Below are 23769 nucleotides of genomic sequence, written 5' to 3' on the forward strand. Positions count from 1 at the left end.
GGAGGGATCGACCATGAGACTTTTTCCTATTTTTTTAATCTTAATATTGGCTGTTTATCCTGCGGCTGCGTTCGATCTATCGGATGTATTCAAGCCGATTGATAAGATTTTGAAGAAGCTGAACGATCTGTTTTATCATTCCGATCTGATTGAGAATCTCGAGCTTTTCAAGGCAAATTATGAGATAATCAACGGAGTTTACGTCGAGAAAACTTCGTGGAGCATAATTTCAGGCTCATCCGTTAATTTTTCAGATCCCGATTTGAGAAATCTTGCCCTTCAGCCTGAGGTTGGAGTTATAATTCAGTTCAAGAGACTTCCGGATCTTGATGTCATCTATCGAATTGCAGAGCTTCTCGGGGCTGAAGTCGATCACATTGACAAGGGCATAAATGCGGTTATCTTCAAGTTCGTCGATAAGCCGAAGCTCAAGGAGTTCATTTTGCAGGATGCAAGTCAGTTTGACGTTGCAAGCGTATGGCTTGATTTTACGACGAGAGTTCCTGAGAGACCTAATCCTCCGAGACAGCCTGATCCGCATGAGATCCCCGAGAGACCTCCTGACAACAGGACCAACAACACGATGGAAAGACATCCAGGTTATAGGTATTGGGTTGGAAATCCTCACGTTCCCGTTTGCGTTGAAAATAAAACGGTTAAGGAGGTGATAATCGAGAGGAAGCAGGCTGAAAATGCTTATTGGAATGATAAGCTCATAGCGGCTTCCGATGTATGGATGGAAAACATCACAGGAAGGAACGTCGTTATTGCTATTCTGGACACAGGAGTTGACGAAAATCATCCCATGCTTAAGGGCAAGGTTATCGGATCGATCAGCTTCGTTGAAGGAGAGGATCCGCATGACTATCACGGACACGGAACCCACTGTGCCGGCATAGCTGCGGGCTATCCCGTTCAGATAAACAAGGACGGGAGACTCGTTTGGGTTTCGGGAGTAGCTCCCAACGCTGCAATTCTGAACGTCAAGGTTTTGGGTAAGAATGGAGGTGGATCCTTAAGCAGCGTTATCAAGGGCTTGGATTACGTTGCACAATGGCATGACAAGCATCCTGACGTTCCCATTGTAGTCAGCATGAGTCTCGGGACACCTTTCGGTAATCCTTCGGATCCCGTTTGTCAGAAGGTCAATTGGCTCGTCAAGGAGAAGAAGATCCCTGTCGTTGTTGCAGCCGGCAACGAGTTCATAGTCATCGACAGTCCGGGACTTGCAACTTATGCGATTACGGTTGCAGCGGTTGATCAGGATGGCAAGGTTGCATCGTTCAGCGGTAAAGGACCAGGAACGAACTATGAGGACATCAAGCCAGACATAGCGGCTCCGGGAGTTAAGATTCCTTCAGCAAGAGCGAACACAAGGGAACTCATAGAGATGTCTGGAACTTCAATGGCAACTCCTCATGTTGCCGGTGTTATTGCCCTGTTATTAGAAAGCGATCCAAGCTTAAAGGACAAGCCGGAGAGGATCAAGGAACTATTACAAGCAACGGCAAAGGATGATCCGACACAGCCCGAGATATGGGAAGGAGCCGGAGTTGTCGATGCTTACGCAGCGGTGAAGAAATTACCAAAGAGATCGAACGTCTTTGACCCTCTTGGTTGGATTAAAGCTCTTTTCGGAGGTGGTTAAGTGGACTACCTTAAACTCATTCTGACAACTCCAATTATTCCAGAGAACTCAGAGATCTTCGGAGTTGTAGCGATGCTTTGGTGGGCTTTTGCAGTAGCATTGATGATCATTCTTCATGGAGATTGGAAGGATTTTCTCACTTATCTACTTTGGAGCATAGCAATCGGGATTGGGCTAACATTCTTCATAATTCCAGGATTAATCATCCTTGCAATCTTTCTCTGGAAATACGGGCTGATTAACATAATAGCGATTCTATTGGGCCCAGTTGGCTGGGCAATAGGTTCATCCCAGGGGTGGTTAGATTGACAGTTTTGGCAGATCTTCCGTTCCCAGTAAAGCTACTGATAGCAATCGGATACGACGTTCTTGATGCTTTGAACGTGATTCCGCTGATCGGAGACTTTGGAGAAGGAATTGCAGGAGGATCTATTGCATTTCTACTGACCGGGAACTGGAAAGCCGGCATAATTTCAGCGGTTGATGGATTCCTTACTCCACCTCTTGACTTCCTGCCTACAACTACTGCGATTGTTATAGCTGATAAATTGGGGTGGTTGGAATGAGGATGACATTTATCATATTTATCTCAGTCCTTGTGCTGCTATTGCTCTTCTTTGGAATAACAAGCTGGGAAGAACTCGTGAAGGTGACAGTTCAGTCGGTAATAATTGCTCTCGTTGTAAGAGGGGTGATCAAGATTGCCGATTGACCCATCGCTAATTATCTTGGCGGTATTTTTCACATTCATTATTGCGGTTGGATTGTTCAGTAGTTGGGAATATGCAGCGGTATTGGCGGCGATAATATCTGTCGTTCCTTTGGTAGTTGCTACCAAAGAATACTTAGCATTCCTGAAAACACCTCTATTCGACGCAGATGTCTTTAGAGTAACAAATTTCTCGGCGATACTGATATTTGACTCGATAGTAATAGCCTATGCCTTTAACGCATGGGTTAGGACATTCTTCGTTGCCGCATTTATAGCATTGATTGCGTATTATTGCGGAATTCTGACGCCTGAAGCTATTACAGGCATCGTAGGTGGTCCATGATGGCCTATAATGCTGATCTTGCGGCTGCAACGGCTGGAGGAATGTTAATTTGGAGCATAGTTTTAGCCATTATTCTTATTCTATACGGCAACTTCAAGCTGAGAGAAGGGGATTCGACGGCTGGAATCGTAGCAATCGGATCAGCAATCTTTATCCTGTTCATAAATTGGGCAACGGACTATTATAAGGCCGTTTGGATAGGTGGAGCCCTGCTTGGAATAAGCATATTAATGTATTTCACCGCAGCGGATGAGGGGATCCTGCAACCTCTACTATTTTGGACAGGAGCCGGATTAATTCTCGTTTCAATAATGGGATATTTTGCTCCGATCACTCTTAACGCTGATACGAATGCGTTCATTCTCGGGGTTGGAATAATCGGCTTGGTTATGCTCGTTGACGTGAATATTGACCGTTACGCTCATTCTTGGGAGCTATTCCTGATCTTTGGATTGGCCATAATGGGTTCGGCCCTTGCGATATTCACCTTCGGAGTAGATCATGCTTGGTATGGGTTAGGGATGATGTATGCTGCTTTAGGGCTTGCATTATGCGGAATCTATACGAAAGTTGTTGATCCGCTGTTTATGGCCGGCTTCATCATTTTCCTTGATGATTTTCTCGGTCATGAGACCGTAGATCCGAAGCCGGATCTTACTCCAATTTGGTTCCTGCTCGGATTCATCGGAACGTCGATCTATTTGATTTGGAGGTGGAAGGATGAGATTTCATAGAGTTTTGATGGTTTTGGTTGGACTCATGCTCATAGCGGTTCCAGCATTAGCGGACGACTCTATTCAGGTCTATCCTCCGTTTGCGATTCCGAATCAGATCGTTCTCGACAAGAAGCCGCAGCATGTTTATATTGTCGTATTCGGTGGGACCTATACGGAAGGATCGAGCAGGGTTAATCCGTTCTCGGCAAGCTTGGGAGCAACTGCAACGTATAGGATCCTTGATCCGAAGGGTGGAGTTTTAGCATCCGGATCATTGACTTTCAACGATTCCGTAGATGCGTTTATTGCTGAAGTAAGCCCGGCATTGTTCAGAGATCCGGGAGCTTACAAAATTATAACAACGGTATCGGCTGACGTTGACGGAGACGGGCAGATTGAATCCTCTACTGCCGAATCAACGCTTAAAGCGGTATTCAGTCACGGCTCGTTCATTAAGCTGTCAGAGGATGGAATTAATGCAATCTCACTCACTAACGGCATTCTTACGGTCAAGAAAATCGGAGCTTCAAGCGTAACGTTCAACATTGCCGGCAGGGATTTGACACTCAATCCCGGTCAGAGCTTAGATCTTAGCATAGCCGGGATGAGGGCAGCGCTTATCGTGGACAGCATTGACGACATAAACGGGACTCGATTTGCTTCGGTTACGATAACTTATCCGGAGGATCTGAACCTATTGAGCTTCATTAAGCTTCCTGTAAACACAAGCACGGACTATCTGACGTTGAGCGATTCTGATAGAATATTCAAATATAAGGAATATCATCCCATTGTAGTTCTATCAAAGGAAGGGGACGTATTCAGGGCAAGATTGTCCAAAGACGGAGCGATTGAATTCTCTCAATTGCTATATTCGGGATTGTTCGGCTTAATTCAGATATTTCAGGACTTCCGCATTGAACCTCCGTCCGCAGATGTCAAGTGGTATGTAACAATTAGGGCCGGGATAAGCTTTGCCGATTGGGCTGCGGCAGGATTCCCTCTTGAACTGAACAGGGCTTTAGATGCTCTGCTTGTTTGGGAGAGTGAGCCGCATGTTATAGTCAATTGGAAGGCTGAGAAATGGAAGCAGATCATAATTTTTGCTACAAAGCTTGCGGAGAGGGTTGAGAACTTCGTCGATCTGATAACTCCGAGCATGATTGAGCCGAGTTACTTCAACTTCAGGATTCCTGGAGGATTTTGGACGAAGCTTTATGCCGAGCATTACGATGAAGCCGTCTCGGCTTACGTGGTTGCGGCAAGTTGGTCAATCGGTGACATCGAAGGAATAGAGTTCAATTGGGACGAGATGTTTCAGGCTCTGCTTAATGGAGAGATAATCGTCTCTGTGGACTTCATCATTAAGGAGGTTGCTTTAGAGTTTAGAATGTGAGGTGATGGCCGTGATCCTGACGGTTATCGAGGTTGTTTGGTTTTTGGTGATAGTTGCATTGACGATAGTCTCGGGGGAAATAAATAGCGGAATGGGATTCATAGCGGCAATATTGGGCTTATGCTTGCATTACATAACGAACAAGGGCAATCCGTTCATCATGAACCTTTATCCGTTCTCAGCGGGCTTCAGGATGCTTATTGCGGATATGATCCTGTGTCTCGTCATCCTAAACATGATCACCGGTTACAGTCAGAATTGGCTCCTGCTGATTCTTACGCTTGTCTATATCCCGTTTGAATACTTCGTAGGTGATTAAAATGGATGAGCCGGCAGCGGACATAATTCAGGAGATCGAGGAAAAGGTTAGGGAGGAAAGCAAGGCAACGAAGATCGCAAAGTGGATCTATAAGCATAGCACGTTAATATTCAGCATTTCAGCGGTGTTATTTGCGTTCTGCGTATTCTTCTTAGTTAATCCTGAATACACTGCCAAAGGTTTGGGAGCGCTTGCGGACCTAATAGGGAAGGCTCATGCTGAACTTGCAAAAGAGAGGTTCAACGTCTATCAGGTTGTTGGTCTCATTGCGTTCTTGGGCTTCATGACTTTGATGACGATTGAATCAGCCAAAGCAAGGACTATCAGGATCATTCCTGCAAGGAATCCCGAAAGGGAGATATGCGTAAGGGTTAAGCCCTTGATAGGTGTTAAGCTTCCGTTTTTGCCCGAGAGGAAGATCATCAAGCCGACAATAATTGAAACGGAATACGGTTATATTGTTTATCCTTCAAAGTCTTTGCTAAACGCTCAATGGAACGGAGAGAAGCATTTTATCCCAAAGCATGCCCGTTTGAGCTTCGGCAACGTTTGGATTATTGCAGGTTATCCTCCGGATAAGCCGACGTGGGTTGAGAAGGTTGAGACTGCAAAGGGAGTTATTGATGTTGATTTCTATGAGTGGGAAGTCGATAGTCTCGGAGAGATTCTCGTCGAGAGACAGCAGAAGGCTATTGACACCTTGTTGAAGGAGAACAAGGTTCTGAAGGAGTATCTAATGACCGGATGGAAGTTTGCTGAGGATGCTATTGTTCCGATCAAGGAGAGATTTGACAAGATGTTTGAGGACAATCTCGAGAAGGTTGAGAAGATCGGTAAGCTGTTCGTTCACATTGAAGCCGAGAGGGAGAGAACGGCAAGAAAAGTTTTGTCGGCTATTCAGGATAAGAGAATCATTCTCGGTCCAGATTTTGAGGAAGATGGAAAGGAAGAGGTGGTTAGTAAATGAGTCAGAAGAAGGGTTGGAGGAAGATTGGAAAGGTGAAGAGGAGTCCCGGGACCTTATGCTATGTGGATAGGTATGGGAACGTCTATGAGAAGCCGGTAAAGAGGAAGAGGAAGAAGAATTAACCTTCTTCCATTATTTTTTACGCTCACAGCGGGCTTCCCGCTGAAAGGAGGTGGTATCTCGGAGTCGATAAATGGTGTCGTCGTAGACTGAAAACGGCTGTAAGCTGAAAAAAAGAGTAATTGGAGGTGAGAATTTGGGGGATAACGAAGTTAGCTTGGAGTATCTTAATGGGAATAGCCCAAAAATTAGAAACAAGTTTGTAGAGATCGCTCTCGACTACGAAAATGAATTCAGAGAGCACATTGAAGAATACAAAAATGCTGTCTTTCCGAGTGAAAAGCTGAGAATTCTCGAAGATGCTGTTGAGAAATTGATAAAATGCGTTGTTTATCTCAAAAAATCGATAACTGTTCAAGAATCAAAGGAGAATTTCATTAAGGAGCTTGAAAGTGTTTTCGATAGGGAAAACGATGTCAGAAGTGCAATTGTAATGTCTATTTTCGCTAGGAGACACGAAAAACCTGCAGATCTTAGAGCTATTGCGAGATGGGTATATGGAACCGATGACAAAAACGCTGTAGATCATGTCAGAAGGGTCGTTAAGGCATTCGTAGAATTTGGAGTTCTCGAAGTTGCTGAAGAAAATCCGCTCAAGGTTTTACCAAATCCGCTCTACGCAAGTCTCATCAGAAAGCGGTTCTTAGCCGGGATTTACGAAGCTGCCGAAACTTTGATCGTGAGGTGATATCTGTGCTGTCTGCGACTTTTAGGAGGTATTACGGAGAACATAGAGGTGTTAAAGTCAAAATAAAGGACAAAACGAGAGAATTGGGAGAGCTTGCTGTCGGGATCAACAAAAAAGGGAAATTCGTCACAGTATCAAGCAAAGTCAAGCATAGGGCTATTGTCGGAGTTACAGGAGCAGGAAAAACAACCCTTGCTCAGACTCTTAAAGAGGTCGATTACGCAAGGGGCAGGAAAGTCGTAGAAATTGAACCGAGCTTAGAGGCAAAGTGTGAAGGTATTTTCATGAATCTACCAAATGACGATCCAGAAATGATTAAAGTCCTGAAAAATGAATTCGATCTTGAGCCTAAGCCGATTAGAACAATCGCATATACTCCAAACACACCGCAATATCAGAAATTTGTCGAGAAGTATCCAGAGGCTGAAAAGTTCTTCAAGCCGATAAAGCTCACCGAAGATGAGTTGCTTAATCTTATCCCGAAGATTCTTCCGAGCGGTCCAGTAGAGAGACTACTGCTCACAGCATATCTGCAGGATGCTGGAAGTTTAGAAGAGCTCAAAGATGTTCTCGAAGGAGAAGATGTTCCCGGATATATGAAAGCTACAGCCCAAAAGATTCTCTACATAGCCAACCTGAATCTTATTTCAGATGAGGGTTACAGCCTGAGAGAAGTTCTGAGTGGAGATTACATCAGCATAATTACTTTCGCATTCGTTGACGATCCCCTAGACCGTTTCGTCTGCTCGCTGATTTATCTCAGCGCCATCTATGAGACTTGGAAGGATATGCCACATGATCGTATTTTGAGCTTCTTCGTTGCAGATGCCAACCTCTTTGCTCCAAGCCGTAGCAAAGACTTGCTTGACAGCTTGTCAAGATACCAGACAAGAGCGAGAGCTCAGCTTCAGATCTATGCAAGGATAAGCAGAGCCCAGCATTTGGCTTGGACTCTCGACTTCCAGAGTTGGCAGGATATAGATGAGGTCGTTAAGGAACAGATGACTGAGCGGTTCTTTAAGAGAAGCTGGTCTGAAGAGATTGCGAAAATGCTTGGAATCGAGCCGCATGAGCTTAGACGATTGGGCAAGTCCTACGCTTACTTTCACAACATGCTGACATGCCAAAAAATCATGGTTCGTCCTCCGATGAGCCGGAAGGCAAGGGAAGGCCAATTCACTCCGGTTGATTTTGTAAAAGAGTTTAGGAGGTTTGAGAAATATGAGGATACTTTTGATATTGTTTAGCTTGCTTATGTTGGTTGGTTTAGCGGTTGCAGGGAACGTCACGGTAAACGAGACGGCAGTCAATCAGACTCTGAATCAGACGAATCTAAATCTGAGCATTAACGTGACTCCGACACCAATTCCAACGCTTACTCCCGTTCCGACACCTACACCGACACCAACTCCGACACCGGCAAATCAAACGAACATGACTCTTGAAGAGCTTGTGAAAGTCCTTCAGAAGCAGGTTGAGGACTTGAGGAAGCAGAATGAAATCTTAAGGGAGGAAATTAAGAAGCTGAGGGAAGAAAACAAGAGGCTTAAGGAGAAGCTTGCAAAGCTTGAAAGGAGACCGATAACTTGGGAAGACGTAGAAAACAAGGTGGATGAGTATTACGTTCAGTTCACCTATTGGACAGGATGGCTTTGGCCCATACTGACGTTTTATCTGATCTTACGTTACAGGAAGCCGGCCATCGAGACCGAAGAGGAGAGGATTCAGGAAGCCGTTGAGAAGATCGTCAGGGAGAAGCAGAGGGAATGGTTCTGCTATCAGGTCCGGAAAAAGGGAATCGAGACGGTTGCAGAAGATGATACGGAGCTTGCAATATTCAGAAGCCTGGGCATCTACACAATCGGAGATCTACTGTCAAAGAGCGATGAGGAACTGATAGAAGCATTCAAGGAGAAGTATAAGCCGACCGCCGATCTGCTTGAGCATTTCAAGAACAGGCTTAAGGAGATTAAGGAAAAGCTGAAGGAGGTTGATAGCGATGCCTGATCCGTTCAGCGTTTGTTTTACTGTTGTCAAGGTTACAGGGTTCCTGCTTGCGTTGACAGCTATGGGTTACTTGATTTTTGACAATTTATTCCTTAGACAGCTCGGCAGAAGAACAGTGATCAGACTCGTTATAGATGGGAAGGTCAGCAAGAGGGAGATAGTCAGGCTGTTGGAGGAGAGAGGCTATAAAGTTGTGAGGTGGAAGTAATGAACTAGTTTGATCTTTAGCTGATTGGAATAGTTGCCAGTAGAGTATTCTTTGGTAATCTTGCGTACGATGTAGTTAAATCAGCCGTTAAAAAACTGTATAAGTCCAAAAATTTCTATTTTTTAGTCCTTTTAACCTAAATACTACTACCTAACGCTATAAGTCCAGCAATAACCTCAAACCCTGGCGTTTTAACCTCCTTTGGTACGGTGATATTTATTTATAATCCTTCCCTTCTTTTTAAGTAATGCTATCTATTAAACTTTTGAGTCAAGTTTTTCTTGACTCAGAAATTATAATACCTTATATTTAGTAATAATAAACCCATGAAAGGGTGAAAATAGAGTTGGAGATAGACGAGAAGTTGCTGAAAAAGGCAGTGGAACACGGAATAGACTTAAAAACGTTCTTAGAAGTGAAACTATACGACTTCCTAACAGGAAAAGAGGAATTCTACGATCCAAAGCCCTTGAAATATGAAGAACTCAAGGAAGACTTTGAGAGATGGCTTAAAGATAAAATTAGCCTCGAAACAGCGGAGAGATACCTCCACATTCTGAAGGGATTAGACGGGATTACACCCAAGTCCTTGATCCAGTTGTACAAGAGCAGACCAGCTAACAACGTTGCCAAGGCTATTCGAAATCTGGTGAATTACTTAGAGGAGAAGAAGCTAATCAGCCACGAAACCGCTAAAGAGATAAGAAAGGCTGTTCCCATCAAAAAGGGTAAGGGTGACAAGATAATACCTACCGATGAGGACGTTAGAGAAGGTTTTGAGTATTACAAGAGGAACCTAGCGGAGGAGTATTACTTAGTGGCGTTAATAATAGCCTTCAGCGGTGCCAGATTGAGGCACGTCCTCAGGATGCTCGAAGAATGGGATCCCACGTATCTCGTGTATACGGACGATTTTGCAAGGTACGAAATAGGACACTTGACAATGGGTCATAAAGAGGGATTCTGGATATATATGCCCACTTGGCTTGCAAAGAAGATTAGGAGAATGAAATTATCGGAAGAAACGGTAAAAACAAAGAAGATAACGTATAAAGCCAAAAGTGGACGACTCGTAACGTCAAAGTACATCAGAAAGTGGTTTAATAACGTCCTCGCAGACTTTGAGAAAGATAAAGACGTTAGGAGCTTCATAATGGGTCGTCCCGGCGATATTGGTAAATCGGTAGAGGGTGAATACTATTTGGAACTCCTACGTCGGGCAGATAAAGTATATCCACTCGTAATGAAGAGAATAGAAGAGATTTTGAGCGGTTTATTCTAAGCTCTATTTTTATCAAATTTTTATGTATTTTTCGTCTCGTGCGAAATTCGAGGTTGGGAAGTCTTATAACACCCCCCAATTTGTGGTCACAAAAAGTCGATTGGACCAAATTCTAAGCCTGTTATATAACTTGTGGACACAACAATCTGGAGGACGTCCGCTTGTGGTCACAACCGCAGGTCCTGTAATTGTGGACACAACTTTACCTGTAACCTCTACCTCTCCTAAAAGCTTCTACCACGTAAACAGTATTACCTTCAACGAAATATTCGAATCGGAAATCTCCGACTCTCAATCGATACATGGTTTTATCTCTACCTTTTAACTTCTTTATGTCCGCACCGGGATGAGGAGTAAAAGGATCTTCTTTTAACCTTCTTAAAGCTTCAACACATCTTCTTCTGTCTTCTTCGGATAACTTGTCTAAAAATTTGGCTACGTCAGGATGGATCAAAACCGAGAACATTCAAAGACCTCTCGAAGATGCGTAATCTTCAAGGTCTATAAACTTCTCCTTATCTCTTTGAAGCTTCTCCCATTTTTCGTCAATATAATCCTCAAGCTCCTCGTAAGTTTCTACTAATCTTTTTATTACATCGTTAAGCGTTTCTCCTTCTCTTCTGATCCTTTCCAACTTTTCTACTACATCCTTGTTAAGCGTAACCGTAACCATAAGGTAACCTAATCAACGCAAAAATTTAAGACTTTGTGTCCACAGGTCGGTACCTGCGGATCTTCTTTGTGGTCACAATTGCAGGTCCGATGATTGTGACCACAGCATTACTAGTAATATTGTGACCACAACCCTCCCGAGCCCGTTGCCCGGGTTCAAATCCCGGCGGCCGCATCTATTGTTTCACCAAAACCAATATCAACAATACTGACCTACACAATTAAAGTGGTAACCTTCGGCGTAGACATCGTCGGGAATAACAGATATGCGTTGTTCGTGCTTGAGCATGAGGATGAAAAGATAGTTTCAAAGATAAAGCTCTTCAGACTTATCAGAAGGTACAAACCCGAGATTGTAGCAGTTGATAATGTCTTCGAATTGTTTGATTCGAAGGAAGAGCTCGTAACGTTTTTGAGACAGGCTCCTTCAACAACCAAGCTTGTTCAAGTCGCTGGAAAGTATCCCCTCCCCGTGCTAGCTAAAAGGTTTGGGCTAACGATAAATCCAAGAAACCCGGTTGATGAAGCAAAAGCCTGCGCGTACTTGGCAAAACTTGGGGTTGGTGAAGAAGTCTCTGTATTCATGGACAGAACGATAATAACAGTTTCAAGAAACAGAAGTCTTGGAAGGGGTGGTTGGAGGCAGAAGAAGTACAAGAGGAAGGTACATAACTCCGTAAGGCAGGTTTTCAACGAGATAAAAAGCAAGCTCGATGAGCTTGGCTTAGAGTACGTTGAGAGTGTCAAAAGCGGTTACGGTGGAATCTCGAAGGGAGTTCTTGTTGTAAACGCACCTAAAAGCTCGATTCCAATAAACTCCTTCAGATTTGGAGATGTTCAAGTGAAGGTTGAAGCTGTTGAGAAGGAAAAGATAGAATTCATTCCACTGAGAAAGTCCAAGCCTTTCGTTATAGTTGGAATAGATCCTGGAACTACGACGGCTGTTGCAATGGTAGACTTAAACGGGAATTTCTTAGATGTAAAGAGTAAGAAGGGATGGAGTTACGGTGAGATCATCGATTATATAACGTCTGTAGGAAAGCCCGTTGTCGTTGCAACTGACAAATCCAATCCGCCGGAACTAGTCCTAAAGCTTAAAGCTTCATTTAATGCCGTTTTATGGACTCCCAGAGAGGATATGAGTGTTGAGAAGAAGAGACAGATAACATCGGGCTACTGCTACTTAAACGACCATGAGAGGGATGCAATAGCTGTAGCCATATCCGCCTACAACACTTTCAAGAACAAGATAAAGAATATTGAGAAGAGAGTTCCTGCCGGATTGGATGTAGACTTTGTTAAAGCCGAAGTTATAAGGGGTAATTCTCTAAAGAATATCATAGACAAGGAGAAAGAGAAAAAAGAAGAGAAAGTCGAGAAGAAAGAAAAAGTTGTAACTCCAACAATGAACCTTAAGATAATTGAAGAGCTTAGAGAGGAGAATGAACTTCTCAGAAGGAAGGTAAAAGAGTTGAGTGAAAAAATTGAGAAGTTGAGAAGTAAGATAGTTGAGATGTCCAAAGAAAGCTACGAGAGAATTAGAAGAGACAACTTGGTCAGGTCTTTGCAGAGTGAAATAGTAGAGCTAAGAAAGGCTCTAAAAGAGAGAGATAAAAGAATTGAAGAGCTTGAAAAGGAGATCGAGAGAATTAGAAAGATGAAGTTATTGGAATTTAAGGGATGGATGGAGGTAAAGGTTCTCAGAAAATTCACGAAAGAAGAAATAGACAAGCTTGAAAGAGAACTTGGAATAAATAAAGGAGATGTAGTGTTAATACGTGATGCAAGCTGCGGTGGTAAGAGTAACGCTGAGTACCTCTGCGAGAAAAGAATTAAAGCTGTCATAGTTAAGAATGAGATGTCCCACTTGGCAAAGTCGATTTTAGAGGAGAGGGAGATCCCCGTCATATCTGCAGATGAAATAGACATTATTGAAAGCGAGACTTTTGCCTTAGTTAACGCTGAAAGCTTTGAAAGAGTTTACAGGACCAAAGTTGAAGAAATAAGGAAGAAAAAGCTCGATAAAATCGAGGAGTTGTTCGTAGAGTATAGAATGCGTAGAAAGTTTTAAAATCCTCTTGAGAACTTCCTGAGGATGCTGATAGTGATATCATCACTTCTAATGTTGGCATTCATAGTTAGCAAGAAGAGGTTTGTGGGCTTTATCGCTTGGCTTCTAACAGGCTTAGCATTCTTTCAAAATGTACCATACTTTCTCGAAATCAAAGATTACTTTAACGTCACGGTGTTTACGCTAGCCTTTCTCTTCTTCTCCCTGTTGGGATACACCACCTTGAAAGGAAACTTAGATGTAATGGTCGAAACGACGAGATTTTCCTTACTCGCTATAGCATTTTACTTTCCATTTGAACTGTACGAACCTCTTAGAATAGCTCTAATAAAAATTGTAACTGATCAAACACTTATTTTGGGCAAACTTCTCGGTTTTGAGTTTAATAGATTGAGCTGGAATGAAATTACGCTTAACGGTAAGGGTGTCGAAATAATACTGCCGTGCACAGGTATAGAGAGTATGGCTCTATTTGCTGGGGCTTGTTTTGGCGTCAGAGCTGATTTAAGCAGAAAGGTAAAGGCATTTTTGGTTTCTGTTCCAGTTATATACGTTCTAAACCTGTTCAGGAACGTTTTTGTGCTCGCATCTTACGGATATAGCTGGTTTGGTGAAAACAGCTTCTACATTGCACACCATATTGTGGCGAAATTTTTAGCATTGATATCGCTCATAGTCATAACACTTTTAGTCTTCAGGGAACTGCCAGAACTCGAAAACTTGATAGTCAATCTAAAGAGGGAAGTTGAGAAGGTGATTAGAAATGATCGTTAAGCAGGGCTTAAAGTTTATCGCATTGGAATTTCTCTTACTACCGTTAGCTCTTCTCAGCCCTTACTTACTGATAATCCTGCTACCTATAATAGCACTAACCATCCTATTCTTTCGAGATCCTGACAGAGGTATTGAGGACGGGGTAGTTTCGCCAGCCGATGGGAAGATAGACTACGTTAATGATAGAAGACTTGAAATTTTCATGAGTATCTTTGATTGCCATGTAAATAGAAGTCCGGTTGATGGGATTGTTAGAAAAATTGTTTACAGTAAGGGATCAAAGCTTCCAGCTTTTATGAGGCATACCAATTCAGAGAGAAACGAGATATACATAGAGACCGATCATGGAACATTTAAAGTTGTTCAGATTGCCGGTTTTCTTGCAAGAAGGATAATCTGCTTTGTCAAAGAGGGTGAAAGGGTTAGAAAGGGTGAAAAAATAGGTATGATTGTTATGGGTTCAAGAGTTGTAATTGAAATCCCTGAAGGCTTTAAGTTTGTTAAGAGAGTCGGTGATAGAGTAAAGGCTGGTGAGACGATTGCAGTCAAGGCTTAGATTCGCCGATGTGTTCTCATTACTCAACGCTACATTTGGATTCTTGGGAATATGCGTTGCTTCAAACGGCAATCTGATCCTAGCTGCTAAGTTTATAATGATCTCAGTTTTGATGGACGGAATAGACGGATTTGTTGCAAGGAAAAAAGGAGGTAGCGATTTGGGTAGAGAGTTGGATTCTCTTGCAGACCTCGTATCATTTGGAGTTCTACCATCTCTGATACTCTTCAAAATGAATCTGCTTTACGTTTCAATTCCATACCTTCTGGCAAACATTTACAGACTCGCGAGGTTCAACGTACTAAGGTATGAAGACTTTCTGGGATTACCAACAACAGCTTCAGCCCTATTCTTTGCATGCCTGATTATCGCAGACTTTCCGCATATTTACGCAGTTGCTTTAATACTCTCGATATTGATGGTAAGCGGCGTTAGATACGTCAAGGTGAGAAACAAAGTTGTTTTAGCTATTGTTGGAGTGATTATCTTGCTAAGCTTATTTTTGGATACGTTAATATATATAAATCTAATCCTAACTCTAGCCTACATTATAAGTCCCATATTCAAGGTTAGGTTATGATCTGCAGAGCATGCTTCGAATTGGGAATAAAGTTGGGCGCGCTGTTTCATCAGTTTATAGGAATTCCAGTTGGATTTGAGAATGTAGATATTGTGGAAAGGGCAATTGAGAGCTGTGTAAAGTTACAGCCGTTTGTGATTGATGCAAAAGTTGAGATTGTTAGAGATGTTCTAAAGAGGAATATATCAAAGTTTGGATACACAACGCTTTCACCGGAGATGCTAAAAGCGGAAGTAGTTGTAGAAGTTGAAAATGTTAGAGTTAGAGGAACTTTGAAGTGGGTTGAAGACATGAAGTATCCCTACATGAACTTCGAGGTGATAAGCTTTTAAACGTCTGAGTAAAATCTTGATTCATGAAGGAGATTAGGATAAGAATACCAACACCGGATGAAATTGTCCCGAACGAGTTCAAAGAGCACATGGCGAATGCTTACAAAGAAATTTTGCTGGCTTTAAGATGCTTAATAGATGAGAGTATCAAGAGGATTGAGGAGAAGAAGGAGAAGAAACTTAAGAAGATTGAAATCCAATGAAACCGAAAATTCTGATTACAAACGACGACGGACTGTATTCACTGGGGTTGAGAGCGAGTTACGACGCTTTGAAGGATTTGGGAGAGGTTTACGTAGTCGCTCCAATGATTCAGAAGAGTGGAGTTGGGAGAAGTATCTCGATAATGACTCCCATAAGAATGCACAAAGTCCACGTAAACGGTATGGAAGTTTACGCTGTAGACGGAACACCGACGGATGCAGTCATCTTAGGAATTTATGAGGTCATTGGTGAAATTCCGGATTTGATAGTTTCAGGAATAAATCTAGGTGAAAACTTGTCAACTGAAGCAGTAACAACTTCAGGAACAGTTTGCTCGGCCTTAGAGGGCGCTACGCAGGGTAGTAAGGCAATAGCTATATCTCTCGAAATGCCAGATCACGAAAAGTTTGAAGTATTTCCCAAGGAGTTCGACTTCAGCTTGGCTAAGAGAGTTTTAAGGAAGATTGCTCGTAAAGTTTTAAAAGATGGATTGCCAGAAGGTGTGGACGTTCTGAATGTGAACGTTCCATCAAAGGCTGTCGATGAAAGGATTGTTGTCACTAGATTGGCGAGAAAACTCTACAGAACGAGGGTTGAGAAGAGGTACGACCCTCGTGGAAGGGAATATTACTGGATCTACGGCATTGAGATTGAAGATGCTGAGGAAGGAACGGATATTCACGCTTTGAAGAACGGTTATGTTAGTGTGACACCTATAAGCGTCGATTTGACAGCTGAAGTTGATTTTAAGAGCTTAGAGAGGTGGTTAAATGAATGAGAAGGAGATAGTTGCTGAAGAAGCAGTAAAGCTTGTTGAGGATGGCATGGTTTTGGGAATTGGAAGCGGAACGACAATAGCTGTATTTCTGGAGAAGTTGGGTGAAAGGATAAAGAAAGAGGGTTTGGAAGTTTACGGTGTTCCGAGCTCTTACCAGTCTCACTTTCTAGCTCTGAAGGCCGGGATAAGGATTGTAGACTTATTTGAGTATTCAGAGCTCGATCTCTGCATAGATGGAGCCGATCAGATTGACAAAAATCTTAACTGTATAAAGGGCGGTGGAGGAGCTTTGACAAGGGAAAAGATTGTCTCTCAAGCCTCAAAGAGGTTCATTGTAATTGCTGAAGAGAGAAAGTTTGTTGATAAGTTGAGCATGCCCGTTCCTATAGAGGTCATTCCTTTTGCCTACGGACACGTTGTAAGGAAATTGCAGGAGATGGGTGGGATCTGTAAGCTGAGAGAGGGTAGCGGAAAGCTTGGCCCGGTTATTTCAGATAACGGAAATTTCATAATTGACTGCAATTTCGATGAGATTGAAAATCCAAAAGAGCTTGAGTTAAGCCTGAATGCAATCGCCGGAATCGTTGAAAACGGTATATTCTGCAACGTAGATGAAGTAATACTCGGTAGCAAAGATGGTATAAAAATACTGAAGCGTTGATTACTCGAGTTTTTCAAATTCATTATTTCCGCAAATTGGACATACGAATTCAAACTTTTCAAACCAAGGGCAACCCTCTTTTTCGTCGTAGATGTAACCGCACACCTTACACTGGTAGAGCATGCTTAAAGTTGTTGAATTGTGAATTTATCCTTTTTCAAGGAACCCTACCTGATATTATAACAACGAGTTTGCTCCAGAATTTATAGGGTCCCATCTCAACGTATCTTATATCTTCAAGACCTGCTTTCAAAAACCAAGCGACACATTGCTGTGTTGAGGGGAACAGCATTATGGATTCCGCAAACTTTCTAAATATTGGATTATCTGGCTTTCTTGGTGCCAATATCACTACTCTGCCACCCGGCTTTGTCACCCTTGCCATCTCCTGAATTCCTAAGACTGGATGAGGCCAATATTCTATACTACCAGCCGAGATTGAAGCGTCAAACGTGTTGTCCTTAAAGGGTAAGTTTTCTGCATCTCCCCTTAGAAAGTTTGCCTTGGGAAATCTAGCAATAGCCTTAACCATTTGCTCTGGCGTTAGATCAACTGCAATAACATTCTCTTCACCAACCCTTCGAACAATTTCATATGTCGTGAAACCCGTTCCGCAACCAACTTCTAAGACAAGATCACCCTCATCAATTTCGGCCATGTCAACTACAGTCTTACGCATTTCCTCAGAATAGAAGAAGGGGTTAACTAAGTCGTAGATCTTGGAGAAGTATTTGTAAAAAGTTCTGGCCCTTTTTTTGTCATCTAGCAAGCCCATGGCTACTCTTGCTCACCTTCTTCCTTCTTGAAAAACTCCTCAAGAGGTATCTTTCCGTGCTTGACGACTTTCATGTTTATTTGAACTATGTCTGCCGAGATTACCCTCCCTCTAACGGTCTTTCTCCTTCTAACTCCCTTTTCCTTCGGATTGTAGCCTACTCCTCCAGAAAGCAATAATCTTCTCCTTCCGCTCCCCGGTAGATCTGGTCTCATTGGAAATCCATCCTTATCACTGCCTCCAGTTATCTGAAGTTCGTAGTCTGGAGGTAAATCTACGAGCGTTCCGTTTATCACATCACCGATCTGCTTTCCTATTAGCTTGTTCGCGTTAGCCCCGCTAACGACCTTTTGATAGGCTCTCCCAGTCTTTGGATCTGATATGACGACCTTGAACTCGACCATGCTCTAAGGGTAGAAACTCAATTTATAAATGTTGCCTCAGAAACTCCACGACGGCATCTCTCATAACCAATATCGGCGGATCGAAACCAAACCAAATCTTGAAAGCTTCAGCGCCTTGATAAACAAGCATATCCAAGCCGTAGATGACCTTGCAACCTCTCTTCTTAGCCAGCTTAATTAGAGGTGTCTCAATTGGATTGTATACTGTGTCGAAGACTACTACGTTTTCTATCAGAGATTCTGGGACGGGCAACTTCTCCTCAAAACCCTTCATACCTAAAGGTGTGCAGTTAATGAGTATGTCGAACTTACCTTTAAGCTCTTCAACTCTTTCGTAGGGATAAAATATACACTCACCGTACTTCCTGACATCTTCTGCCAGCTTCAGACCTCTCGATGCCGTTCTGTTGGTTATTATCAAAGTAGACTTACCGGCCAAGGCGAAAGCGATAGCCCTTGCGACACCTCCTGCCCCCACTATTAAAACAACTTTACCCTCGTAATCGACATTGTAAGCTTCGAGCGTCCTTAGAGCGCCGATTGCATCGGTGTTGTAACCTTCAAGCTTTGGAACATCCACGGTATTTACTGCTCCTATCCTCTCTGCAAGTCCGACAGGCTTAACGTATTTTGTGATCTCCTCCTTGTGAGGGATTGTGACATTTAAACCCTTAAATCCCAGAGCTCTTGCCCCATAAACAGCATCCTTCAGGTTTTCAGGCTTAACATCGAAAGGAAGGTATATCGCGTCTATGTTAAGGGTCCTAAACACCGTGTTATGCATTATAGGCGATGCAGAGTGTCCTATCGGGTGCCCAATTACACCGAAGTACAGCATGTCCAAAAATTGTGAAGAAAATTAAATAAATTACTTCAAGCCTACAAGCTTTTCGAGTTCCTCTAAATCCTTTTCCATCTTCCTTATTTCTTCCCTCTTCTTTTCTATGAGCATCTTGGCTATCTCCTTCAAATCCATGGTTAGTTTGTAGCTCTTCAAAGGTCTACCCTTGCCCTTCTTCTTTAACTCCCTCTCCTTAACCCATCCCTTCTCCTTAAGCTCCTTCATAGCTAAGCTGACCTCTGGCTGTCTAAGATTTGCTGCTCTTTCTATTTCTCTGGATATAGCTTCTCCTGCCTTTGACAAGTAAACAATGACTCTTGCGATGTTCTTGTTTAGACCAGCCTCTATCAGCAACTGGACTATTCTTTCATCCTTCTCGTTCAGTTCCTCAACCATACACATCACCCAATAACAACTATCTATATTGCTTCTATATATATTTTTTTCCATTCTGGAAATTATCTAATTGATCAAGATTGAGTCAATTTTAAGGTATATCGCAAAAGATATCAAAACAAAGAAAGGTAATAAAGTCTTTTCGAGTACCAAGATAGCTGAGATGCTCGGAGGTAACGTTTAAATATAGATCGGACTATGCGAAGCATGGACTTTCAAGCGAAAATCAGAGAGTACATAAACGTCCTGAAAATGGCTAGAAAGCCCGACCGGGATGAATTCCTGACCACCGCCAAGATATCGATGGCTGTAATGTTCGTAGTGGGATTCGTAGGATTCGTAATATACGTATTGATGGAAATATTGCCAAAGATGGTGAGATGATGGGGAAGTTCTTTGCAGTAAAGACGACGGTGAATCAGGAAAGGATAGTCGCAAATCTAATGGAGTTAGCCGTGAAAAAGTACAATCTTGAAGTCTACTCGATACTAGCTCCAAAGGAGTTGAGGGGTTACGTGCTAGTTGAAGCTAAAGATATTCAAAACGTTAGAAGAGCGATAACGGGAATTCCCCATGCTAGGGGAATTTTGAGTGGTGAAATACCGTTTAAAGAAGTTGAGCACTTCTTAACGCCTAAGAGAGCTGTTGAGCAGATCAAGGAGGGTTATAAGGTCGAGATAATAGCCGGTCCATTTAAGGGTGAGCAGGCGATAGTTAGGAGAGTAGATCCTTCAAAGAATGAGATTACTGTTGAGTTGGTAGAAGCTGTAGTTCCAATACCGATAACTGTCAAAGCCGATCACGTTAGGGTGATTGAGAGAGGTGAGTGATATGCAGGTTGTTGAGGTTTTGGTTCCTGGCGGTAAAGCGACTCCCGGACCACCCCTCGGTCCAGCCATAGGTCCATTGGGCTTGAACGTAAAGCAGGTTGTAGATGCTATAAACAAGGCTACTAAAGACTTCGAAGGACTACCTGTGCCAGTCAAAATAATAGTCAAGGAAGACAGAAGCTTTGAGATAGAAGTAGGAGTCCCACCAGTTTCGGCTTTGGTAAAGAAGGAACTGAGCATCGAGAAAGGAGCGCACAAGCCCAAGCACGAAGTGGTTGGCAACTTGACCATGGATCAAGTCATAAAGATTGCAAAGATTAAGAAGAAGCAAATGCTTAGCTACACACTGAAATCGGCTGTAAAGGAGGTTCTAGGAACATGTGTCTCAATGGGGGTAACCGTTGAAGGCAAGCATCCGAAGGATGTCATAAAAGAGATAGAAGAGGGATTAATAGAAATTCCTGAGGAGGAAGAGGAGTAACTTTTCAAATCTTTTCCATTACCTCATAGCGTAAGCGTTATATTTTGAGAACATTAGTATGACTTGAGTGGGGTCGTGGCGTAGCCAGGAAGCGCGGCGGGCTCCAGCGGTGTGATGACCAATGGGTCTGCTGAAGTGTGATGACCCGTTGGAGCTCTGACCGAAGAGACCCGCTGGTCGTGGGTTCAAATCCCACCGGCCCCACTCCCCCGTCTAAAATCATACTTCTTTCTACAACAATCGCCTAAGAAAATTCAGAAGTTGTAAGTAGCTACGATTTTACGATTTCTGTAAGAAGAGAATAAAAGATTAAATAAAATTATATGTCAAAACTGATATTTTCTATCTCGTTCATGTACTCGATCAGTTCATCTATCTCTGTTTCATTTACGCCTATATCAGTGATCTGAGGTGTTACTGTAGTAGGTGGTGTAGTTTCCGCTGGTGTAACCTCTTCTTCGACTTTCTTTTCGCTGACGCATCCTAGCGTTATTAGAGCCAGCATTACAATGCCAACTATTACAAGCCTTTTCATATCACTCACCTATTGCAATCGTTTCTTCACCGCTAAGCTCGAATTCACCCATTTTCTCTTCTGGCAAGGGCTTTACCTTGTAAACTCCCTCACCGTCCAAGTATATATTTGCGACGCCCTTGACGAACATCGTGTAGTTTCCTTCGACACTTACAGTTACATTACCCTTTACTACGATGTTTCCTGTGCCTGAGTAAGTTACCGTTTCGTTGTTTTCGCTTACTTTCTCAAATCCTACAGTCGTAATGACAGCAGACTTAGGAGTTACTACCACTGTAGCGTTGCCCTTTATGTGCACTATACATTTACCACTGACATCCGAGTAGCCGCTCATTCTTACCCAAAACTCACCCGTCCTGTTTCCCAAGGACAACGGCTGAGCTCTCACTTTGAATAACTCCCTGTATATATCTTTGAGTACCATAAAGGCTTCATTAATCTCCGCTCTCGCTTCCATGATATAGTCCATAGCATCTTCTCCACTCTCAATTCTTTCAACAGCCTCGTTCAAGTAATTTCTTGCATTGTCGATGTGTGCAAAGTACTCGCTCAGTAGATCCTCAAGCTCAGAGACGTTGTAATCTTGTACCGTAGCAGTCAGGTTCATGCCAATCATCTCAGCTCTATCTAAGACGTTCTCAAGCTTTGCAACTATTGTCAGTTGTGTGTACAACCTTATCTTCGGCTTTATTTCATTCCAAAGATCTCTCAATTCTCTGGTAGCACTCCTTAACTCCTCCGGACTTGTAGAGTTGTTTATCGCATTGATTTTTTCTTCAAGTGCCGAAATGTAGCTGTCGATCTCCTGCAGGATTTCGTCCTTGTTTGGCAGATTGGACATCTCTATATCACTTCTGATTAGCATAAAGAAGTTGATACATGCATATCCACCGTGATACACGAAGTGCTTGGCGTATTTGAATCCCTCCTTGCTGTTCAATCCCATCTTGAGATACAAATTCCTATACTCCTCGTACATTTTCATGCTGTTAACCATATTTTTCTTTCTCGCCTCCCTCTTCTCTTCAATATGCACAAACTTCTTCTTAAACTCTTCCAATCTCTCCCTTATCTTCTTCTTTATTTCGTGCCTGATTTCGTTTATGTGTCTAATTCTCTCTTCTCTATTCTTGATCCAGTTTTCTTCTTTGATGCTTACCTTATGCCTGTACTCGTGCTCGTATCTAACTTTACCCGATGTTGGCGTCGTAGTACTACCACCGACATTAATTTCGTGCCTCTCTTTTACGCCAACTGTAACGGTATTGTTGTTAATGCTGACACTACCTTCTACGGTGCCTCCCGTACTCACGGTGCTCGTGCTACCATTAGCCTCCACGCCCGCGCTTACATTTACATTCATGTGGCCATATCCGACGCTCATGTTTACATGGCCGTGTCCACCAGCATTTACACCCATGTAGCCCTGCTCACCCGCATTTACGCCCATGTGTCCCTGTTCACTTACACTTAAAGACATCTTTGCCATCGCTGTAGGCATCACCAACAGCACTACCATCACCAACGCCAACCATCTCACGTTGCACCACCTCATCCGTTACTTTACTTGAACCCTAAAGAAGATAAGCATTCTTTCGATCTTAATCGATTAAAGCTTTAATAAAGCTTTATGACTCTTTACAAAGCTTTATCTAAGCTTTTTAAAGTTAAAAACGTTTTAGAGATGTAGAAGGACTTAAAAAACAAAACGTGCATTTAATTTCTAATGAAGTGTTTCAGGGTCATCATGACAGCATTTCTACTTACTGTATTGATCGTACCAGTTAACTCCGCGATCATAAAAGGTGAAGTATACTCGTGGGAATTAAAGGAGATAAAAGCTGTGGTGGAAATAAATACTACGCCTGTCCAAAGGATTGTAGCTGAAAACGGAACTTACGAGTTTGTCGTTCCAGAGGGTGTTTATGAAATTAAAGCCTACAGCGTGGATAGGGAGTTAAGTTGTAACGAGACGATAGTTGTGAAGGGTAACGGAACGTACAGGTTGGATTTGATACTGTTTCCGAACCTTGAATATCAAATCAACTTTACAGAACCGGAATTCAACTTGGATACTGGAAACAACGGCATCAATTACATCTTCCCAGTTCTTGGTGCACTCATACTCGTTTTGGCGTTGGTGATGTGGCGTATCAGGGGGCGTAAAAGCCTTGAAAAAGTATCCAAAGAGAGCGAACTTCCAGAAGATTTAATGCAAGTTCTGGAACTGTTAAAGAGTTTAGGTGGTAGAGCTACTCAGAAAGAGCTCAGAGAAAAATTGGGTTGGTCTGAGGCAAAGCTCAGCTTAGCTTTAACGGATCTAGAGAGGAGAGGGTATATAGAGAAGTATAAGAAGGGTAGGGGAAATGTGATATTTCTGAAATAGTCATGGGGCCGCCGAGATTTGAACTCGGGTCACCGGCTCCCAAAGCCGGGAGGATAACCAGGCTACCCTACGGCCCCTCAAGCTTAG

The 23769-nt window shown here is 42.8% G+C and carries 37 protein-coding genes and 2 tRNA genes; 28 read left to right on the forward strand and 11 right to left on the reverse strand.

The window, feature by feature from the left end; genetic code table 11:
- Nucleotides 1-13: 13 nt before the first annotated feature.
- From ARCPR_RS09345 to ARCPR_RS04280, 14 genes are all read left to right on the forward strand, one after another.
- Entirely contained in the window at nucleotides 14-1648 is a 1635-nt protein-coding gene (locus tag ARCPR_RS09345) for a S8 family peptidase (RefSeq protein WP_012940248.1), read from the forward strand.
- The gene (locus ARCPR_RS04230) at nucleotides 1649-1957 is read left to right on the forward strand and encodes a hypothetical protein (RefSeq protein ID WP_012940249.1); all 309 of its coding nucleotides are present in this window, start codon (nucleotides 1649-1651) and stop codon (nucleotides 1955-1957) included. It begins immediately after the preceding gene.
- Entirely contained in the window at nucleotides 1945-2214 is a 270-nt protein-coding gene (locus ARCPR_RS04235) for a hypothetical protein (RefSeq protein WP_394295234.1), read from the forward strand. The genes ARCPR_RS04230 and ARCPR_RS04235 overlap by 13 nt, the downstream gene beginning before the upstream one ends.
- Nucleotides 2211-2360, forward strand: coding sequence for a hypothetical protein (locus ARCPR_RS09745; protein WP_012940251.1), 150 nt, complete (start codon nucleotides 2211-2213; stop codon nucleotides 2358-2360). Before ARCPR_RS04235 ends, ARCPR_RS09745 begins: the two co-directional genes overlap by 4 nt.
- Entirely contained in the window at nucleotides 2350-2703 is a 354-nt protein-coding gene (locus ARCPR_RS04240) for a hypothetical protein (protein ID WP_012940252.1), read from the forward strand. The genes ARCPR_RS09745 and ARCPR_RS04240 overlap by 11 nt, the downstream gene beginning before the upstream one ends.
- On the forward strand, nucleotides 2703-3437 hold the full coding sequence (locus ARCPR_RS04245) for a hypothetical protein (protein ID WP_012940253.1): 735 nt from the start codon (nucleotides 2703-2705) through the stop codon (nucleotides 3435-3437). The genes ARCPR_RS04240 and ARCPR_RS04245 overlap by 1 nt, the downstream gene beginning before the upstream one ends.
- Nucleotides 3424-4815: a hypothetical protein gene (locus tag ARCPR_RS04250; RefSeq protein ID WP_012940254.1), complete on the forward strand. Its 1392-nt coding sequence runs from the start codon at nucleotides 3424-3426 to the stop codon at nucleotides 4813-4815. The genes ARCPR_RS04245 and ARCPR_RS04250 overlap by 14 nt, the downstream gene beginning before the upstream one ends.
- 4 nt (nucleotides 4816-4819) lie before the next feature.
- Nucleotides 4820-5134, forward strand: coding sequence for a hypothetical protein (locus ARCPR_RS04255; RefSeq protein WP_048084397.1), 315 nt, complete (start codon nucleotides 4820-4822; stop codon nucleotides 5132-5134).
- A 1-nt stretch (nucleotide 5135) separates the two neighbouring features.
- Complete coding sequence (locus ARCPR_RS04260) at nucleotides 5136-6101, forward strand: hypothetical protein (RefSeq protein WP_012940256.1); 966 nt, start codon at nucleotides 5136-5138, stop codon at nucleotides 6099-6101.
- A complete protein-coding gene (locus tag ARCPR_RS10115) occupies nucleotides 6098-6223 on the forward strand; it encodes a hypothetical protein (protein WP_012940257.1) in 126 nt (41 codons plus the stop codon). The genes ARCPR_RS04260 and ARCPR_RS10115 overlap by 4 nt, the downstream gene beginning before the upstream one ends.
- A 134-nt stretch (nucleotides 6224-6357) precedes the next feature.
- On the forward strand, nucleotides 6358-6909 hold the full coding sequence (locus ARCPR_RS04265) for a hypothetical protein (RefSeq protein WP_012940258.1): 552 nt from the start codon (nucleotides 6358-6360) through the stop codon (nucleotides 6907-6909).
- A 5-nt stretch (nucleotides 6910-6914) separates the two neighbouring features.
- Complete coding sequence (locus ARCPR_RS04270; protein WP_012940259.1) at nucleotides 6915-8156, forward strand: P-loop NTPase family protein; 1242 nt, start codon at nucleotides 6915-6917, stop codon at nucleotides 8154-8156.
- Complete coding sequence (locus ARCPR_RS04275; RefSeq protein WP_012940260.1) at nucleotides 8131-8916, forward strand: hypothetical protein; 786 nt, start codon at nucleotides 8131-8133, stop codon at nucleotides 8914-8916. The genes ARCPR_RS04270 and ARCPR_RS04275 overlap by 26 nt, the downstream gene beginning before the upstream one ends.
- The gene (locus ARCPR_RS04280; protein WP_012940261.1) at nucleotides 8909-9124 is read left to right on the forward strand and encodes a hypothetical protein; all 216 of its coding nucleotides are present in this window, start codon (nucleotides 8909-8911) and stop codon (nucleotides 9122-9124) included. The genes ARCPR_RS04275 and ARCPR_RS04280 overlap by 8 nt, the downstream gene beginning before the upstream one ends.
- Before the next feature lie 136 nt (nucleotides 9125-9260).
- Here the strand turns inward: ARCPR_RS04280 and ARCPR_RS10185 are convergent, their stop codons facing one another.
- Complete coding sequence (locus tag ARCPR_RS10185; RefSeq protein WP_187286430.1) at nucleotides 9261-9344, reverse strand: PGF-CTERM sorting domain-containing protein; 84 nt, start codon at nucleotides 9342-9344, stop codon at nucleotides 9261-9263.
- Between the two features lie 114 nt (nucleotides 9345-9458).
- Between ARCPR_RS10185 and ARCPR_RS04285 the strand changes: the two genes are divergently transcribed.
- Nucleotides 9459-10406, forward strand: a complete 948-nt coding sequence (locus ARCPR_RS04285) for an integrase (RefSeq protein WP_048084401.1) — start codon at nucleotides 9459-9461, stop codon at nucleotides 10404-10406.
- 202 nt (nucleotides 10407-10608) lie between these two features.
- Here the strand turns inward: ARCPR_RS04285 and ARCPR_RS04290 are convergent, their stop codons facing one another.
- Both ARCPR_RS04290 and ARCPR_RS04295 read right to left on the reverse strand, forming a co-directional pair.
- Entirely contained in the window at nucleotides 10609-10872 is a 264-nt protein-coding gene (locus ARCPR_RS04290) for a type II toxin-antitoxin system RelE family toxin (protein WP_012940263.1), read from the reverse strand.
- Complete coding sequence (locus ARCPR_RS04295; protein WP_012940264.1) at nucleotides 10873-11079, reverse strand: DUF7557 family protein; 207 nt, start codon at nucleotides 11077-11079, stop codon at nucleotides 10873-10875.
- A gap of 225 nt (nucleotides 11080-11304) precedes the next feature.
- Between ARCPR_RS04295 and ARCPR_RS04300 the strand changes: the two genes are divergently transcribed.
- Genes ARCPR_RS04300 through rpiA form a run of 8 tightly spaced genes read left to right on the forward strand, consistent with a single transcriptional unit; the run spans nucleotide 11305 to nucleotide 17034 of the window.
- A complete protein-coding gene (locus tag ARCPR_RS04300) occupies nucleotides 11305-13149 on the forward strand; it encodes a DUF460 domain-containing protein (RefSeq protein WP_012940265.1) in 1845 nt (614 codons plus the stop codon).
- 24 nt (nucleotides 13150-13173) lie between these two features.
- Nucleotides 13174-13923: an archaeosortase A gene (gene artA, locus ARCPR_RS04305; RefSeq protein ID WP_012940266.1), complete on the forward strand. Its 750-nt coding sequence runs from the start codon at nucleotides 13174-13176 to the stop codon at nucleotides 13921-13923.
- Nucleotides 13913-14479, forward strand: a complete 567-nt coding sequence (locus ARCPR_RS04310) for a phosphatidylserine decarboxylase (RefSeq protein WP_012940267.1) — start codon at nucleotides 13913-13915, stop codon at nucleotides 14477-14479. Before artA ends, ARCPR_RS04310 begins: the two co-directional genes overlap by 11 nt.
- Entirely contained in the window at nucleotides 14454-15059 is a 606-nt protein-coding gene (gene pssA, locus ARCPR_RS04315; protein ID WP_187286424.1) for a CDP-diacylglycerol--serine O-phosphatidyltransferase, read from the forward strand. Before ARCPR_RS04310 ends, pssA begins: the two co-directional genes overlap by 26 nt.
- Nucleotides 15056-15391: a dihydroneopterin aldolase family protein gene (locus ARCPR_RS04320; RefSeq protein WP_012940269.1), complete on the forward strand. Its 336-nt coding sequence runs from the start codon at nucleotides 15056-15058 to the stop codon at nucleotides 15389-15391. Before pssA ends, ARCPR_RS04320 begins: the two co-directional genes overlap by 4 nt.
- Nucleotides 15392-15414: 23 nt before the next feature.
- Nucleotides 15415-15594, forward strand: coding sequence for a hypothetical protein (locus ARCPR_RS04325; RefSeq protein WP_012940270.1), 180 nt, complete (start codon nucleotides 15415-15417; stop codon nucleotides 15592-15594).
- Nucleotides 15591-16373: a 5'/3'-nucleotidase SurE gene (gene surE / locus ARCPR_RS04330; protein WP_012940271.1), complete on the forward strand. Its 783-nt coding sequence runs from the start codon at nucleotides 15591-15593 to the stop codon at nucleotides 16371-16373. The genes ARCPR_RS04325 and surE overlap by 4 nt, the downstream gene beginning before the upstream one ends.
- A complete protein-coding gene (gene rpiA, locus ARCPR_RS04335) occupies nucleotides 16366-17034 on the forward strand; it encodes a ribose-5-phosphate isomerase RpiA (RefSeq protein WP_012940272.1) in 669 nt (222 codons plus the stop codon). The genes surE and rpiA overlap by 8 nt, the downstream gene beginning before the upstream one ends.
- Here rpiA and ARCPR_RS09610 read toward each other — a convergent pair whose 3' ends face one another.
- Genes ARCPR_RS09610 through ARCPR_RS04355 form a run of 5 tightly spaced genes read right to left on the reverse strand, consistent with a single transcriptional unit; the run spans nucleotide 17035 to nucleotide 19450 of the window.
- Complete coding sequence (locus ARCPR_RS09610; RefSeq protein WP_012940273.1) at nucleotides 17035-17157, reverse strand: DNA-directed RNA polymerase subunit B family protein; 123 nt, start codon at nucleotides 17155-17157, stop codon at nucleotides 17035-17037. It lies immediately after the preceding gene.
- A gap of 34 nt (nucleotides 17158-17191) precedes the next feature.
- Nucleotides 17192-17809, reverse strand: coding sequence for a methyltransferase domain-containing protein (locus ARCPR_RS04340; RefSeq protein WP_012940274.1), 618 nt, complete (start codon nucleotides 17807-17809; stop codon nucleotides 17192-17194).
- Between the two features lie 2 nt (nucleotides 17810-17811).
- On the reverse strand, nucleotides 17812-18213 hold the full coding sequence (locus ARCPR_RS04345; RefSeq protein ID WP_012940275.1) for a 30S ribosomal protein S6e: 402 nt from the start codon (nucleotides 18211-18213) through the stop codon (nucleotides 17812-17814).
- A gap of 22 nt (nucleotides 18214-18235) precedes the next feature.
- The gene (aroE, locus tag ARCPR_RS04350) at nucleotides 18236-19051 is read right to left on the reverse strand and encodes a shikimate dehydrogenase (protein ID WP_012940276.1); all 816 of its coding nucleotides are present in this window, start codon (nucleotides 19049-19051) and stop codon (nucleotides 18236-18238) included.
- A 30-nt stretch (nucleotides 19052-19081) separates the two neighbouring features.
- Nucleotides 19082-19450 carry a helix-turn-helix domain-containing protein gene (locus tag ARCPR_RS04355; protein ID WP_012940277.1) on the reverse strand — a complete coding sequence of 123 codons (369 nt, stop codon included), beginning with the start codon at nucleotides 19448-19450 and terminating at the stop codon, nucleotides 19082-19084.
- Between the two features lie 198 nt (nucleotides 19451-19648).
- Between ARCPR_RS04355 and ARCPR_RS04360 the strand changes: the two genes are divergently transcribed.
- The 4 genes from ARCPR_RS04360 (at nucleotide 19649) to ARCPR_RS04375 (ending at nucleotide 20965) form a co-directional block, all read left to right on the forward strand.
- Complete coding sequence (locus ARCPR_RS04360) at nucleotides 19649-19834, forward strand: protein translocase SEC61 complex subunit gamma (protein WP_012940278.1); 186 nt, start codon at nucleotides 19649-19651, stop codon at nucleotides 19832-19834.
- Complete coding sequence (locus ARCPR_RS04365) at nucleotides 19831-20280, forward strand: transcription elongation factor Spt5 (RefSeq protein ID WP_048084404.1); 450 nt, start codon at nucleotides 19831-19833, stop codon at nucleotides 20278-20280. Before ARCPR_RS04360 ends, ARCPR_RS04365 begins: the two co-directional genes overlap by 4 nt.
- A 1-nt stretch (nucleotide 20281) precedes the next feature.
- A complete protein-coding gene (locus tag ARCPR_RS04370; protein WP_012940280.1) occupies nucleotides 20282-20761 on the forward strand; it encodes a 50S ribosomal protein L11 in 480 nt (159 codons plus the stop codon).
- A gap of 69 nt (nucleotides 20762-20830) precedes the next feature.
- Nucleotides 20831-20965, forward strand: a tRNA-Trp gene (locus ARCPR_RS04375).
- Nucleotides 20966-21080: 115 nt separating this feature from the next.
- Here ARCPR_RS04375 and ARCPR_RS04380 read toward each other — a convergent pair.
- The gene (locus ARCPR_RS04380) at nucleotides 21081-21296 is read right to left on the reverse strand and encodes a hypothetical protein (protein ID WP_012940281.1); all 216 of its coding nucleotides are present in this window, start codon (nucleotides 21294-21296) and stop codon (nucleotides 21081-21083) included.
- Between the two features lies 1 nt (nucleotide 21297).
- Nucleotides 21298-22836, reverse strand: a complete 1539-nt coding sequence (locus tag ARCPR_RS04385; protein WP_012940282.1) for a hypothetical protein — start codon at nucleotides 22834-22836, stop codon at nucleotides 21298-21300.
- Between the two features lie 186 nt (nucleotides 22837-23022).
- On the opposite strand from ARCPR_RS04385, the gene ARCPR_RS04390 reads away from it, so the two are divergent.
- The gene (locus tag ARCPR_RS04390) at nucleotides 23023-23682 is read left to right on the forward strand and encodes a DUF7343 domain-containing protein (protein ID WP_012940283.1); all 660 of its coding nucleotides are present in this window, start codon (nucleotides 23023-23025) and stop codon (nucleotides 23680-23682) included.
- A gap of 3 nt (nucleotides 23683-23685) precedes the next feature.
- Here ARCPR_RS04390 and ARCPR_RS04395 read toward each other — a convergent pair.
- A tRNA-Pro gene (locus ARCPR_RS04395) sits at nucleotides 23686-23759 on the reverse strand.
- Nucleotides 23760-23769 lie beyond the last annotated feature (10 nt).

Source organism: Archaeoglobus profundus DSM 5631 (assembly GCF_000025285.1).
GTDB classification, from domain to species: Archaea; Halobacteriota; Archaeoglobi; order Archaeoglobales; family Archaeoglobaceae; genus Archaeoglobus_B; species Archaeoglobus_B profundus.